The following is a 14,300-nucleotide window of genomic DNA, read 5'->3' on the forward strand; positions in this document are numbered from 1 at the left end:
AACCGGCGGTTCTTCGCCACAAAATGCAAATCACATCCGGCAGTTTCAATCATTCTCCACAGCCCGGTGTCAATAAAGGTGTGATTCCATGTCGTCGACATCAGAGCCAATTCAGCAAAATCAGAATACGCTCAATGCCGCGGTTGCAAAAACGCCGCTGGCGACAGTGGAAGCGATCGCCTGGGAGCATTTCGGCGTCGCCGGCAGCGCCGTCACGCTATCGAGCGAGCGAGACGAGACCTTTCTCATCCGCGCAGACAGCTGCCGCGACTATATTCTCAAGATCGCCAATCCGGCCGAACGGCTCGATGTGCTCGAATTCCAGACGCAGGCCCTGGTTCATCTCGAGGCAAAGGGGCTGCCCTTGCCGCTTCCAAACGCTGTCCCGACAAGGAAGGGAGAAACGCTCGTTCTCCTGCCTTTCGGAAATGAGCAGCGCATAGGGCGCATGCTGACCTTCCTCGATGGCCAACAGCTCTACAAGGCACCACGGTCCAGCGGCCAGATGCGGGCGCTTGGCGAGGCACTTGCCCTTCTCGGAAAGGGTCTGGCCGATTTCAAACCGCAGGTACCGCAGCAGGATCTGCTTTGGGATATCTGCAACGCCACGGCATTGTCCGAATTCGTTACCGAGGTCGAGCCTTCGCGGCAGTTGATGGTTCGGCATGCGCTCGATGGCTTCGGCAGACTTGCGGATCGGGGAATCAATGCCCTTCCCCGACAGGTCATCCACAATGACTTCAACCCGCACAATGTTCTCGTTTCCCAAGCCGACCCGGAGGTCGTCACGGGCGTGATCGACTTCGGCGATATGGTGGAAGCGCCCCTGATCAATGATCTTGCGGTTGCTCTCTCCTATCAGATCGGCGCTGAAACAGGCTTTGAGGACGCCATTGCCATGCTTTCCGCGTATCATCGCATAAGACGGCTCGATCAATTCGAGATCGCCTGCCTGCCGACTCTCTTGCGTACGAGGCTTGCCATGACCGTCGTCATCACCGAATGGCGAGCCAGCCTCTATCCGGAGAATCGAGACTATATTCTTCGGAACCACCCGATCGCTCTTTCAGGGCTGACGCGGCTTGCCGATTATTCCGATAAGGATCTTGGCACCTTGTTTCAGCAAAAAATTGGAGACTTGTCATGACGATGGCCAATGCATTCGGCGCCGCGGATTTTGCCAGGCTGAGCGAGGAGGAGCAGGCGATGATCGCGCGGCGGGAACGGGTGCTCGGGCCTGCCTACCGCCTGTTTTACGAGAGACCGGTGCATTTCGTCCGTGGCGAGGGAGTCTGGCTCTATGACAGCCACGGCCAGGCCTATCTCGACGCCTATAATAATGTTGCATCCGTCGGCCATGGCAACCCGAAGGTCCTCGACGCTATAAGCCGTCAGGCGGCGACCCTCAACACCCACACCCGCTATCTTCACGACGGCATCCTGACCTATGCCGAATCGTTGACGGCGACCTGCCCGGCCGAACTCAGCCAGGCCATGTTCACCTGCACCGGGAGCGAGGCAAACGATCTGGCAGTCCGTATTGCACGATCCTACACGGGTGGAACCGGCATCATCGTCACGTCGCATGCCTATCACGGCGTCACCAGCACGGTTGCCGAGTTTTCCCCGTCGCTCGGGCCAAGCGTTGATCTCGGCGTCCATGTCAGAACGGTAGCAGCGGCGAACCCGAATCTGCCTGCTGACGCAATCGAAGCGGATTTCGCGCAAGGGGTGGAAGCTGCCATTGCCGATCTCAAAAGGCACGGCTTGAAACCCGCTATGCTCATCGTCGACACGATCTTTTCAAGCGATGGCGTGATCGCCGAGCCGCCCGGCTTCCTCAAATCCGCCGTTGCCGCTATTCGCGAGGCTGGCGGCATCTTTGTCGCCGATGAGGTCCAGCCCGGGTTCGGGCGGACAGGGGATGCCATGTGGGGCTTTTTGCGGCACGGCATCGTTCCGGACCTGGTGACCATAGGCAAGCCGATGGGCAACGGCTATCCCATGGCCGGCCTGATCGCGCGGCCTGAGATCATCGCTGACTTCGGCCGAAACGCCCGCTATTTCAACACATTCGGCGGTAACCCCGTCGCGGCGGCAGCGGGCCAGGCCGTGCTCGACGTCATCTCAGAACAAGGGCTGATCGCAAATGCCCGAACCGTCGGGACTTATCTCAGAGAGAAGTTGGCAGAATATGTAAACCGCTCGCCGTTGATTGCCTCCGTGCGCGGCGCCGGCCTTTTCATCGGAATGGACATTGTCGAAGACGGCAAGCCTTCCGCACAGGCAGCAGCGCGGATCGTCAATGGGCTTCGCGAACGCCACGTGCTCATCAGCGCGAGCGGACCGCAGGCAAATGTTCTGAAGATTCGACCGCCCCTCGTCTTTTCGCGGGCGAATGCAGACACCTTCATCGATGCCCTCCATGCGGCCTTGGCGGATATGTCTTAGGAGGCATGTCGCGGATGGCATGGAGCGCCGCACGACTGGCGGCGCTCCGGATTTGGCATCAGGGGCGAAGCAATTCGCACCTGATACTGCTTAGAAGTTGCGCTGGAAGCGGAGAATACCAGCCCACTGGTCGTTGTCGGTAGAATCCCAGCGCGTGTAGTTGACTTCAGGCTCCACGGTCAGACCCTTGACCGGGTTGTACTTCAGGTTTGCGGAAGCAGCCAGGATCTTCGAGTCGGTGTAGGCGACCTGGAAATCGGCCTTCAGCTTGTCGTTGATCTTGTAGGCACCACCGCCCCAGAGAGCCCAGTCACCCCAGCCGCAAAGCTCTTCGCGGTCAGCCGGGCAAGCGCCGTCGACGACGTAGCCGGATGCAAACTTGTTGAGCTTGTCGCCATCCGTGTTCCAGCCGCCCATGAGGAAGAGGGAGAGAGCACCGAGATCGGCGTCGACACGTGCCTTGATGGCACCTTCTTCGACGATGGAATCATAACCGCCGACGACGCCGAACTGCCAGATGCCAGTCTTGTAGAGGACACCGACGACTGCATCGGGAGCGTAGTGATTTTCCTTGCCGGTCTGCCAGCTCTTGCCGTTCTTCTGGACGAAGGAGCTGTCATAGAAGGTATCGGATCCTGAATCGGTGTCTTCCAACGAGACCATGGCCTGGAAACCGTTGCCGGCGTCGTAGGTGTAGGTCAGCTGATTGAGTTCAGTGTTGGTCGGGCCAGGGCCGTAGGAGACAACGTCGTCCTGGATGATGTCGCCGGCGTAGCCGAGGAAGGACGAGAACTGCGAGTCGGCCTTACCGACCAGGAAGCCACCGAGGCTGATGTTGGACCAAAGCAGCTTGGTGCTGTTTGTGCCTTCCTGGAAGTCCCAACGGAAGACCGTATCTGTCTTCAGCGGGCCCCATTCGGTGTCGGTCGCCGTATCGATGTCGAGTTCAGAACGGGTATGCCAGAGCGTTCCGATCCGGTGGTCAGGCTGGTACGCGTCGCCCCAATAACCTTCGGTGCGGACCATGCCGCCGACCTTCAGGCAGGTTTCCGTGCCTGGAATGAAAAAGTAGCCGGCGCCGTAGGCATCGCAAACGCGGACATATTCCACGGGTTCCGGCTCTGCTGCCACCACTGCATCGGCGGCGTAGGACGCTGAAGCGGACGCGAGAGCCGCCGCGGTACCTAGGAGTAGCATTTTGAGATTCATTGTTATTCCTCTATCAAGCGGGCACAGCTATCCGCGCCGTGAATCGACGTTTTGAGCTTGCCTTCCTTGTTAACGAGCCCTTACGGGCGATACGGCGAGCGCCGCAGCGTAGTCATCGCACTGCGGTCGAAATGTATCAATAAAAAATACATTTATGGACTTACTAATTATCCGCTTGCGTCGGTGATGTTGCCTAAAGATCACAGCTGCCAAACAGGATCGGATTGTCCCTCGCAGCCGGCCCGCATTCGCAAATCATCGAACGCGGAACTCGATCCGAAGCGTCGGTGCATGGTCGCTATCGCTTGCGATTCCGATCATGTCGTAACGAGTCTCGCACCCTCGGTCAGGCACTACCGAGTACCAGCCATCGCTTGCCGCATACCAATTACTAAGTAAAGCATATTTTTTATCGTACCCACTATTGATACATTTAGCGCAATCTATATAGTCCCGCCATCAAACGAAGTTGGCGGGCGCTGCAAGGCGCTTCGTCCATACGTGGATTTTCAGGATGAGTGCGACGGACGCGATGTTGATGAGACGGAATTTTATACCGTCGTCGGTGCATCAGCCGAAAGCAGCGCCCGGTTCAAGCGCATCGCTTACAAAATACAATTGGCCGCAAATCCCGCGGCGACAGCGTAACCATCTGATCCGATTTGACCTCCGATCAGATAGGGGGGAGGCTGGAGTTCCCTACCGGCCTCCCCTTGCCATTCATCAATTCGGTTTATGCGATTTAGGGGTGCGGAGGCTCGATTGATGCCTCCCTTTCCTCATCCAGACGCTGCAACTCAACGATTGCGTCCGCGACTGTTACATTGTCGAGGGTCTCCAGAACGGCGTGCTCTGCCTGCTTGGACAATGAATTAGAAAGACGCTCAATATTGTTGGAAACGAAACAAATACCGGGCACATCGTCCCTTGCGTTCCAAAGGGGACTATCGGCGTTGATCGATCGATAGATCTCGCTCAATCGAATATCGGCCGCCTGCCGGGCAAGCTTGATACCGCCGCCATTTCCGGCTGCGCTGTTCAACAGCCCGTTGGTGGTCATCGGCGATAGAAGCTTCCGAATAAAACTCGCGTTCGTGTTCAACCGCTCGGCCAAAGTCAGGCTCGTGCTGCGCACTCCGCGCTGCCCGTCGACAGCGACATTCACAACAATTTGAAGGGCCGTTGTAAAACGAGTGTCAATCATGACAGTTTTATATAGCGAAATCTCATGGAAATCCACTTCCCTTCTGATGGCGGGGAGGGGCGCATGATTGGGCTCCGCGACCGGCTGACCGAACAAGCCCGCCCGGAGTTATTGGCGGCACGACACCGTTCGCGCCTTCATACGGACCGGTCGCCGCCATGCTGAAGCGTGCGCGGCCTGACGACGAACTGTCACTAACCTTCACCGAATCCGAGCGCGGAGTGAAGACGGCATTACGGCCGGTGGTCATCCCTCTGAGCGCAAATGACGACGCCCGATCTATCGAACCCAGCGGCCATTTTGACCTGATGCATCTTCTGGTCGACACATCGCGGCTTGTTCGCGAGCAATTTTACGACGCCATGCGTCAGGCGGAGCTGGACATCACCTTCACCGAATATCGCCTGCTGTTGGCCGTCGCTGATCAAGGGACGGTGAGGCACGCGGATCTGCTCACGAATCTCTTCCTCAACAAGAGTACGCTGAGCGCTTTGACGGGCCGATTGAGGAGCCAAGGTCTGATCGAACAGCAGTTTCTTCCCGACGATCGCCGCGCCAAAATTGTCAAGCTAACGGAGACCGGCTACGGTCTGGTGGAACGGGCCGCCGCCGTACTGGACCGAGTCGGTTTCAATATCGGTGGTTCACCGGAGACGAAAGCAATGCTCGTCGCATTCAGAGAGTCCCTGTCGCCGCTCGCCTGATCCGGCGTCGACCTCCGATACAGTCCGGCGAGCAAAGCCGCCTTTCCCAACCTTTGACGGCATCATCAATGCATGTACAACGCGTCATCCGAAGCTTTGGAGTGCCGCATATGCCCCTCGACATTCTCGCGACAGGCCCGGACGATGCCGACGTTACGATCTTGCTTGCGCACGGAGCTGGCGGCGCGATGGACACTCCGTGGATGCAGGCGATTGCACTCAGTTTTGCGACTAACGGCATCAGACTTCTGCGTTTCGAATTCGGCTACATGGCCGCAAGGCGTTCTTCGGGAAAGCGGGCGCCTCCGCCCCGTATGGAAATATTGCAGCAGGAGTACAGGGCAGCGATCGACGATGTCCCGGCGTCGCATGCCCTAGTCATCGGCGGCAAGTCGATGGGCGGGCGCGTTGCCAGCATGATCGCCGATGACCTTTATGATTCCGGAAAGATCCGCGGCCTCTTGTGTCTGGGCTACCCATTCCATCCCATCGGCAAGCCCGACAGCCTCCGCCCATTTTGAGTGCGTCCTGACGATGCATGTGCAGGCAATGGGTACATCCGTTGATCTGGGACACCCGTACTTTAATCAGTTCCATCAACTTGGGATCGAAGCTCTTGGCGATCCATCCCTCGACGGCAGCGAGGCCTTCGATGCCGTCGTTTTTCCTGGCGAATATGTTTAGGCGCTTAATCATTGCAATCTCCGAGAAGTGGTTTGATCGGGCTTGATGCCACAGGGCTCTCACCCGCGACGGAAAGTAACGTGCTGCTCCTGCCCATCCATCTGGCCAGACGGTGCGTTCGGCTAATGCTGAACGGAGTGGAATCCTCGTGAGCGGTCGAGCTTCCCATCGTTTGGGACAGCTATTCCTATACTTCCGGATTAGATGACCGCTCCCCCCGTAGAATGGTCCGGCATCGCGATCCGGCGCATTCTCCCGTGGGGCAATCGAGCCTTCAATCAACCACGAGAAGGAGACTGGACATGAAGATCGTCGTCATTGGTGGCACTGGGCTCATCGGCTCGAAGACAGTCGAGCGGCTCAGAAAAAAAGGACACGACGTTCTCGCCGCCTCCCCGAATTCCGGCGTCGATACGCTGACCGGCAAGGGGCTGGACGAAGCGCTGGCTGGCGCAAATGTCGTGATCGACCTCGCCAATTCGCCCTCCTTCGAAGACAAGGCCGTGATGGATTTCTTCCAGACCGCCGGACACAACCTGCTGAAGGCGGAAGCAGCGGCAGGCGTTCAACATCATATCGCCCTTTCCATCGTCGGCGTGGAGCGGCTGCAGGATAGTGGCTACATGCGCGCCAAGCTGGTGCAGGAAGATTTGATCAAGGGTTCTCGGATCCCCTACACGATCGTACATTCGACGCAGTTCTTCGAATTTCTCCCCGGCATCGTCCAGTCCGGTACGGTCGGCGACACGGTCCATCTGTCGTCGGCCTATGTGCAGCCGATTTCTTCGGAGGACGTGGCCGACGCGATGGCCGACGTGGCAACCAGCGCGCCGATCAACGGCACGATCGAGATTGCCGGTCCCGAAAAAATTCGCCTGAACGAGATCGCGGCGCGTTTCATGAAGGCGACCAACGATACCCGCAAGGTCGTGGCCGATCCTAACACGCTCTATTTCGGCACGAAGCTGCTTGACGGTTCGCTTGTGCCCATTGGCAATGCTCGGCTCGGCCATATCGGCTTCGAAGGCTGGTTCAGCCACTACCAACCGAGAAAGTAATTGCTCGGCGTGGCCGCAGCTGAAATGGCGCGGCCACGACGCTTTTCGAGCAGGAAGAGTTCGAGGAGCATGCTGGCCGACTATATCGCGGGGTCGGCTATCGATAGCCGAAGAGATGTCGGCCAGCCGGAAAGAGCTTCCCTCAACGTGCGATCAGCAGACCCACCTAATCTCAGCATTTAGAGAGAATATCATCGACAACGCTGGCGAGCGGAGCATTGGCGTCAATCCTCGTCGCGTTCTTCGGAACATCCTCCTGCGTTGCGTGCAGCCGCCGAATGAATTCTCGTTCGGCCGGCTTTCCGCCAAATTCGTCTTCCGGTCTACTGGCAAGCCGTCTGTCCAGCGTGTCCAGATCGACATCGAGAACGAAAACCCCATCGAACAGATCAATGAAGCGATTGAAATTCCTGGAGCCTCCGCAGAAGAAGGAGATCGCGTGGCTTCGGTCAGCGACCAGGGATCTGACTTTGTCGACATCCCAAAGGTGGTGCTTATGGCCAAAGCCTACATCCAGAATGGACTGCTCAAGCACCGAACCGTCCATTGGCTCACCCGTTTCTGAATTGCCTTTATAAGCCAGCTCGCGGTCGCCATGGATAACGTGGTAGCCGCGTCGATGCAGTTCGGTGGCAACCGATGTCTTTCCGGTCCCAGAAACACCCTCGATCAAATAGTTCTTAACGCCCATCTCCAACCCGATCTCAAAAGCTTGTTCGCGACGCCGGGAGCGTCAACAGCAGGCATAGGGAGCTTATGTGACAGTGTTTTGTTTTGGGCTTAAGCGCGATGCGTTTGCCGTCCGGGAGTGACGCCCGACACCAATTCCCAAGAGCAACGCCCCCTAATCATTCGACCTGGTGGCCTAACCTTTCGCACAGCCGGGAAATGCTTCGGTCCGATAGTTTTCCGCAGCCGCGGTCGGCATCCTCCTTCCCTAGTCATCTCCATAGCAAAGGATAGAGAATGCGAGATTTTTCAGATCTGTCGACCGCAAGCGCTTCCCGCCGAGGGCTCCTGCTGGGCAGTATTGCCGCGAGTGTTGCGATCGGCGTGCCCGCTGCGGCAGCAGCCAAGGCCGCGTCGAAGCAAAATGCCCCCTCGCCCGCCGGCGGCCCCATAAAGCAAGCCGGGAGCACCATTATCACCGCGGACGGCACAGAGATTTACTACAAGGACTGGGGTACCGGTCCGGTCATCACATTCTCCCACGGCTGGCCGCTGAACTCCGATGCATGGGACGGGCAGATGCTGTTCCTTGCCCAGCAGGGCTTTCGCGTCGTGGCGCATGACCGACGCGGCCATGGCCGCTCCAGCCAGGCAAAGTCCGGCAACGACATGAACGGTTATGCCGACGATCTGGCGGCCGTTATCGAGGCGCTCGATCTCAACGACGTGACGCTGGTTGGCCATTCGACCGGCGGCGGCGAAGTCGCTCGCTATATCGGCCGGCACGGCACGAGCCGCGTTGCCAAGGCCGTACTGATCGCCGCGGTACCGCCGATCATGGTGAAGTCGGCGACCAATCCAGAAGGCCTGCCGATCGAGGTCTTCGACGCGATACGCGCCGGCCTGGTCAAGGACCGCTCGCAGTTTTACCGCGATCTGGCTCCGCAATTCTACGGGGCCAATCGGCCGAGCGCTGTTGTCTCCCAGGGCACCCTCGACCAATTCTGGCTCTGGAGCATGCAGGCCGGGCTCCTGAACGCCCATGCAAGCGTCAAGGCATTCTCGGAAACCGACTTCACGGAAGACCTCAAGAAATTTGATGTGCCGACGCTCGTCCTGCACGGCGAGGACGATCAGATCGTTCCGGTCAAGGATTCCGCCGTCAAGTCTGCCCGGCTGATCAAGGGTGCGAAGGATATTTATTATCCGGGCGCGCCGCATGGCATCACCGCGACGCATCAGGACCAGGTCAACGCCGATCTGCTCGCCTTCATCAAGGGCTAGCAGCGCCTAGCGCCTACGGAACGGATCGCCGCCCCGTGCTCCTGCTCCGCTACGCCTCAGTCGGGATCAGCATGTTTCTGCTGATCCCGACACCGAGCATGCAGTTCATTCTTATTGGAACGCCGGCCCCGTTGCCGGTCATCAACGTGCATACCTCTTCGTCCCGCCGGCGATATCACGACAGGCTGCGAGCGGACGTCGGACATCATGGAGGCTCGTCGGCCTTCTATCAAAGCGACGAAGCGATCACGTGGTCGCCAATACATGGATTTCCATAAGTTGCGGCGGCGCGGTGGCCAGACTAGGCTGCAGCGTGGGCTCATCAGCGTCAATGTCGAGACTAAACCATTCGAAACGCTGGCGATCCCAGGCTTTCTTTGTCCTGCAGGAGCAGCCGATGACGCCCGCCTGGCCGTACCGTCCCAACCTTCGGCATCTGGGTCTCTTTTTTATCGCTTATGTCCTGGGTTGCGGTTTCGCTCAAGCGCTTGCAATCGTTCCCGGAACGGGTATTTCCATCTGGCCTCCGAGCGGGCTTTTTATCGCAACGCTGATCCTCGCTCCCATGCGGAGCTGGCCATGGTGGGTGCTGGCGGGCTGTTTTGCCGAGCTACTCAGCAACGTCCTGTGGTTCCATAGTCCATTCCCTGCGGCCGTTCTCATCTATGCCGGGAATGCCCTTGAAGCGATGCTTGGCGCATGGCTGGTGAACTGGGCCTTAAACCGATCCGTGCGATTGGAAACCTTGCACGAAGTCATCACCTTCATCGTGCTGTGCGCAGGAATTGCACCTGTTGTGAGCGCGACGATCGGCAGTGCGACGCTGGCCTGGTTCGGCATATATTCGCAGACCTTCACGGGCGCCTGGCCCCTCTTTTGGATCGGGGACGCCACCGGTGTCCTGATCGTCGCGCCGCTGGCATTGCTCGTGTTTCAGGACTGGCGTGACAAAACCGAATTCTCGCCGGCGCGATGGGCGGAAGCCTCGGTTCTCGGGCTGATCTTCCTCGGCATTGCCGTCCTCTCGCTCAGCGGCTACCTGCCCTTCGCTTACATCATCATGCCTCCCCTGTTATGGGCAGCAGTACGCTTCGAGTTCAAGGGAGCGGTTGTGACGCTGGCTTTGTTGGCGCTGCTTGCAGCGGTCTTCACGATATCAGGCGCCGGCCAGTTTGTTGGCGATCCCGAGACTCAGCGCCATAGGCAGATCATGCTGCAGCTCTTTCTGGTGATCTCTGCGTTTTCGGCACTCATCGTCGCCGCCATATCCCGTCAACATCAGTTGGCGTTATCTACCCTGCGCGAAAGCGAGCGCTCGCTACGTGAGCTTGTTGAAACACTCCCGGCGCGTATCTGGTGCACGACACCAACCGGCGAGCCATTCTACTTCAGCAAGCAGTTGCGTGAGTTCTACGGCTTCAACATGGACGAAAAGGATCAGGCTGACCACGCTCGGCTCTCCAACATCCTAGCCGCGACCATTCACCCGGATGACCTTGAGGTCGCGGGAACATTGTTCGCCAAGAGCTTGGCCACCGGTGAGCCTTATATGGTTAGGCATCGCCAACGGCTGTTCGATGGCACTTATCGGTGGGTACAGACACATGCCACCGCCATGCGTGGCGCCAATGGCGAGATTACGCGATGGAACGGTATAAACTTCGACATCCACGACTTGGTGATCGCACAAGAGGCATTGCGGGACCGGGAGCGGGAGCTTTCACAGCTCATCAACATGGTTCCCGCCCAGATCAGGCGTCTGACCCCCGAGGGCCAGCCGACTTTCTTCAACAAACGCCTGCTCGATTTTTTCGGCGTCGACAGTCTCACGCAACTGGACAATCCGGACCGCAGTCGTTTGGCAACCGCCATGCACACCTACGTGCACCCCGAGGATTCGACCAGGCTACTGGACGCAGTCCGCCACTCGGTTGCGACCGGCAAACCCAATGCGATGAAATATCGTATGCTTCGAGCAGATGGCGTCTATCGCTGGGTTGACGGTCGATGGGAACCATCGCGGGATGATGACGGCACCATAGTGGAATGGTTTGCAATCTCTATCGACATCGATGACGAGGTGAAGGCCGAGGAGGCATTGCGCACGCGGGAGCGGGAATTCTCGCAGCTCGTGAACATGGTGCCCAGCTACCTCTGGCGGCTGACGCCCGACGGCGTGCCTAACTTCTTCAACCAACGACTCATCGATTTTCTGGGTCTGGATTTGGGCGACGTCGATGTTGAAGGCGTCCATCCCTTGGCGGCTATCATTCAGGCCGCCGTACATCCGGACGACTCAACACGCATGACCCAGGCGCTGTTTCACAGCGTAGGAACCGGCGAACGCTTCTCCATGAAATATCGCCTGCGACGCGCAGATGGTGTCTACCGCTGGGTGGAAGGCAGCGCAGAGCCGATGCTGGATGACGACGGCCGCATCGTCCAATGGTACGGGCTTTCACACGATATCGACGACCTTGTGCAGGCTGAAGAAGCGCTACGGAACAGCAAGCAGCAGCTGGAGCAAATGATCGACGCCGTGCCCTTCAGTATTCTGAGCTTCGCCCCTTCAGGCAGGATGACCTATGTCAGCAAGCGATATCAGGAGCAAGCTGGTACGCCGATGGCGCAGATCGAGGACTTCGACATGCTGGCCCGAGACGTAGCGCATCCGCAAGACTTTCCGGCAATGTTTGCGAAGGCAAAAAATGGCTTTGCGACCGGCCAACCCTTCGTCAACCGGTTTCGCAGACGCCTCATGAATGGGGGTTATCGCTGGATCGAAGCGCGTGCGCAGCCGCTGCGTGATGCAAATGGCGCGGTCGTACAATGGTACATCGCCTCGATCGACATCGAGGATGAGATGAATGCGCAGGAGGCGCTGCGCAACCGTGAACGGGAGTTTTCGCAGCTTGTGGCCATGGTGCCGAGCCTTCTCTGGCGGCTTAGTCCGGACGGTGAACCGACCTTCTTCAACAAGCGCCTGATGGATTTTTTCGGCGTGGGTATGGCGAAGGCAGACGAGCTCGACGCGCACCAGATGGCCGCCATCATCGAGGCAGCAATCCATCCGGACGATGCGGCCGGATGGGCGGAGGCGCTTAAATACAGTGTCAATACCGGTGAGCGCTTTTCGCGACGCTACCGCCTGCGGCGAGCCGATGGCGCCTACCGCTGGGTCGAGGGAAGCGCAGAGCCGCTGCGCGATGAAAGCGGGCGCATCGTCCAATGGTACGGTCTTTCGCACGATGTGGACGACCAGCTGCGCGCCGAGGAGACGCTCAGGGAGAGCGAGAAGCAGCTGAGAAGACTTGTGGACGCGCTACCGACACTGATCTGGGCGGCCGAGCCTGACGGAGAGCCCTCCTATCTCAACAGACGCCTGGCAGAGTATGTCGGGCTGACATTGGCCGATCTCAATTCGCCCGATGCCAGCCGGTTGCAGATGGCCATCCAGAATTCCGTCCATCCCGACGATGCGGCGTCCGTCGGACACGCGCTCGTTCACTCGTTTGCTACAGGCGAGACCTTCGCGATGAAATATCGGCAGCGGCGGGCCGATGGTGTCTATCGCTGGATCAACGGCCGCGCCGAACCCTTGCGCGACGCGAGCGGCTATGTGCTGCAGTGGTACGGCGTGAGCTTTGACATCGATGACGACGTGCGCACCCAGGAGGAATTGCGGCGCACGCAGGAGAGGCTGGCTGTCGCCTCGCAGGCGGCAAGCCTTGCAGAACTGTCGGCATCGATCGCGCATGAAGTGAACCAGCCGCTGGCTGCGATCGTTGCCAATTCGCATGCCTGCCATCGCTGGCTCTCGGTCGATCCTCCGAATGTCGCGCGCGCTAAAATCGTCGCCGAGCGCATCATCCGGGACGCCAATGCGGCGGCAGACGTCGTCGGCCGCGTTCGTGCGCTGTTCAGGCAATCCGTGGAGGCAAGGATCAGCACGACGCTTGCTGGTGTTATTGCCGAGGCAGGTAGCCTCATGGCCGAAGAGGCCGCTCGCCGCCGCATTCGCATGGATATCTATATCGAGAGCAATCTTCCGCCCGTCACGCTCGATGTCATCCAGATTCAGCAGGTCCTCATCAATCTCATCCGCAACGGCATGGAGGCTATGGATCCGACAACAGGCGAAAAAATTCTCGAAGTGCGCGCGCATCGCGCCGGGAATGAAATTCAGACGGAAATCAGCGATCACGGACGCGGCATCGAATTTCCCGACAGGATATTCGAGCCTTTCTTCACGACCAAGGGAACCGGAATGGGCATGGGGCTCGCCATCTGCCGCTCGATAGTCGAGTCACATGGCGGGCGGCTGTGGGCCGAAAACAATGAACCGAACGGCGCTCGGTTCATTTTCATCTTGCCAATAACAGCGAAAGCCGCGCCATGATGACAGACGATCGTGTTGTTTTCATTGTCGATGACGACGGACGTGTTCGGGAAGCGCTCGGCGAACTCCTGGAAGCCCACGACATACGCGCCATCGGCTACGGCTCGGCAGGCGAGTATGTGGGCGCTGAGAAGCCGGACATCCCCGCCTGCCTGATCCTTGACGTCGAGTTGCCCGATATCAACGGCCTCGAGTTGCAGCGGCAGATCGCCGAGGGCGATCATCCGCCCATCGTCTTCATTACCGGACATGGTGACATCCCCTCTTCTGTGCGTGCCATCAAGCGCGGCGCGGTGGATTTCCTCACGAAGCCGTTCAGCGATGCGGATCTCATGGCAGCCGTCCATGCGGCCATCTGCGAAGATCGGAAAAAGCGGTCGGAGCGGGCCGAACTGAGCGAGCTGAAACAGCGATATCTCGAACTGACGCGGCGCGAGCGGGAGGTGCTGCCACTCGTCATCAGCGGCCTTCTGAACAAGCAGGCGGCGTCCGAGCTGGGGATCAGCGAAGTTACACTGCAGATCCATCGGAGGAATGTGATGCAAAAAATGGCGGCGGCATCGCTCGCCGATCTGGTGCGGATAGCGGAGCGACTGGGAATACCCATAACCCACTCGCGCCGGGCAGGAGGAAATTAA

General features: G+C 58.8%; 10 protein-coding genes and 2 pseudogenes. 8 read left to right on the top strand and 4 right to left on the bottom strand.

The window, feature by feature from the left end; translation table 11 throughout:
• Positions 1-88 precede the first annotated feature (88 nt).
• Together DTW90_RS16825 and DTW90_RS16830 are read left to right on the top strand one after the other, a co-directional pair.
• Complete coding sequence (locus DTW90_RS16825; protein ID WP_149339697.1) at positions 89-1,147, top strand: phosphotransferase; 1,059 nt, start codon at positions 89-91, stop codon at positions 1,145-1,147.
• The gene (locus tag DTW90_RS16830; protein ID WP_149339699.1) at positions 1,144-2,451 is read left to right on the top strand and encodes an aspartate aminotransferase family protein; all 1,308 of its coding nucleotides are present in this window, start codon (positions 1,144-1,146) and stop codon (positions 2,449-2,451) included. The genes DTW90_RS16825 and DTW90_RS16830 overlap by 4 nt, the downstream gene beginning before the upstream one ends.
• 90 nt (positions 2,452-2,541) lie before the next feature.
• On the opposite strand, the gene DTW90_RS16835 is transcribed toward DTW90_RS16830, so the two are convergent.
• Both DTW90_RS16835 and DTW90_RS16840 read right to left on the bottom strand, forming a co-directional pair.
• Entirely contained in the window at positions 2,542-3,660 is a 1,119-nt protein-coding gene (locus DTW90_RS16835) for a porin (RefSeq protein WP_132523101.1), read from the bottom strand.
• Between the two features lie 742 nt (positions 3,661-4,402).
• Complete coding sequence (locus DTW90_RS16840) at positions 4,403-4,864, bottom strand: Rrf2 family transcriptional regulator (RefSeq protein ID WP_132523099.1); 462 nt, start codon at positions 4,862-4,864, stop codon at positions 4,403-4,405.
• 158 nt (positions 4,865-5,022) lie between these two features.
• Here DTW90_RS16840 and DTW90_RS16845 point away from each other — a divergent pair, with 158 nt between their 5' ends.
• Together DTW90_RS16845 and DTW90_RS37140 are read left to right on the top strand one after the other, a co-directional pair.
• A complete protein-coding gene (locus tag DTW90_RS16845; RefSeq protein WP_132523097.1) occupies positions 5,023-5,568 on the top strand; it encodes a MarR family transcriptional regulator in 546 nt (181 codons plus the stop codon).
• Positions 5,569-5,678: 110 nt separating this feature from the next.
• A pseudogene (locus tag DTW90_RS37140) lies at positions 5,679-6,080 on the top strand (alpha/beta family hydrolase); the annotation flags it as partial.
• Here DTW90_RS37140 and DTW90_RS16850 read toward each other — a convergent pair.
• Positions 6,079-6,264 (bottom strand): annotated as a pseudogene (locus DTW90_RS16850) (carboxymuconolactone decarboxylase family protein); the annotation flags it as partial. The pseudogenes DTW90_RS37140 and DTW90_RS16850 sit on opposite strands and share 2 nt — an antisense overlap.
• A gap of 290 nt (positions 6,265-6,554) precedes the next feature.
• Between DTW90_RS16850 and DTW90_RS16855 the strand changes: the two are divergent.
• A complete protein-coding gene (locus DTW90_RS16855; RefSeq protein WP_149339701.1) occupies positions 6,555-7,310 on the top strand; it encodes an SDR family oxidoreductase in 756 nt (251 codons plus the stop codon).
• Positions 7,311-7,482: 172 nt separating this feature from the next.
• Here the strand turns inward: DTW90_RS16855 and DTW90_RS16860 are convergent, their stop codons facing one another.
• Positions 7,483-8,001, bottom strand: a complete 519-nt coding sequence (locus DTW90_RS16860) for an AAA family ATPase (RefSeq protein ID WP_132523089.1) — start codon at positions 7,999-8,001, stop codon at positions 7,483-7,485.
• 275 nt (positions 8,002-8,276) lie between these two features.
• Here DTW90_RS16860 and DTW90_RS16865 point away from each other — a divergent pair, with 275 nt between their 5' ends.
• The 3 genes from DTW90_RS16865 to DTW90_RS16875 all read left to right on the top strand — a co-directional run bounded on the left by DTW90_RS16865 (position 8,277) and on the right by DTW90_RS16875 (position 14,300).
• Complete coding sequence (locus tag DTW90_RS16865) at positions 8,277-9,263, top strand: alpha/beta hydrolase (RefSeq protein ID WP_149339703.1); 987 nt, start codon at positions 8,277-8,279, stop codon at positions 9,261-9,263.
• Between the two features lie 397 nt (positions 9,264-9,660).
• Positions 9,661-13,662: a PAS domain-containing protein gene (locus DTW90_RS16870; protein WP_132523085.1), complete on the top strand. Its 4,002-nt coding sequence runs from the start codon at positions 9,661-9,663 to the stop codon at positions 13,660-13,662.
• Positions 13,659-14,300 carry a response regulator gene (locus tag DTW90_RS16875; RefSeq protein WP_132523083.1) on the top strand — a complete coding sequence of 214 codons (642 nt, stop codon included), beginning with the start codon at positions 13,659-13,661 and terminating at the stop codon, positions 14,298-14,300. The genes DTW90_RS16870 and DTW90_RS16875 overlap by 4 nt, the downstream gene beginning before the upstream one ends.

Source organism: Neorhizobium sp. P12A, from assembly GCF_008365395.1.
GTDB lineage: Bacteria > Pseudomonadota > Alphaproteobacteria > Rhizobiales > Rhizobiaceae > Rhizobium.

Coding starts and splice junctions, on each gene's coding strand:
- DTW90_RS16875 (WP_132523083.1), top strand. CDS start 13,659: ATGATGACAGACGATCGTGTTGTTTTCATTGTCGATGACGACGGACGT.
- DTW90_RS16835 (WP_132523101.1), bottom strand. CDS start 3,660: ATGAATCTCAAAATGCTACTCCTAGGTACCGCGGCGGCTCTCGCGTCC.
- DTW90_RS16870 (WP_132523085.1), top strand. CDS start 9,661: ATGACGCCCGCCTGGCCGTACCGTCCCAACCTTCGGCATCTGGGTCTC.
- DTW90_RS16825 (WP_149339697.1), top strand. CDS start 89: ATGTCGTCGACATCAGAGCCAATTCAGCAAAATCAGAATACGCTCAAT.
- DTW90_RS16845 (WP_132523097.1), top strand. CDS start 5,023: ATGCTGAAGCGTGCGCGGCCTGACGACGAACTGTCACTAACCTTCACC.
- DTW90_RS16860 (WP_132523089.1), bottom strand. CDS start 8,001: ATGGGCGTTAAGAACTATTTGATCGAGGGTGTTTCTGGGACCGGAAAG.
- DTW90_RS16830 (WP_149339699.1), top strand. CDS start 1,144: ATGACGATGGCCAATGCATTCGGCGCCGCGGATTTTGCCAGGCTGAGC.
- DTW90_RS16855 (WP_149339701.1), top strand. CDS start 6,555: ATGAAGATCGTCGTCATTGGTGGCACTGGGCTCATCGGCTCGAAGACA.
- DTW90_RS16840 (WP_132523099.1), bottom strand. CDS start 4,864: ATGATTGACACTCGTTTTACAACGGCCCTTCAAATTGTTGTGAATGTC.
- DTW90_RS16865 (WP_149339703.1), top strand. CDS start 8,277: ATGCGAGATTTTTCAGATCTGTCGACCGCAAGCGCTTCCCGCCGAGGG.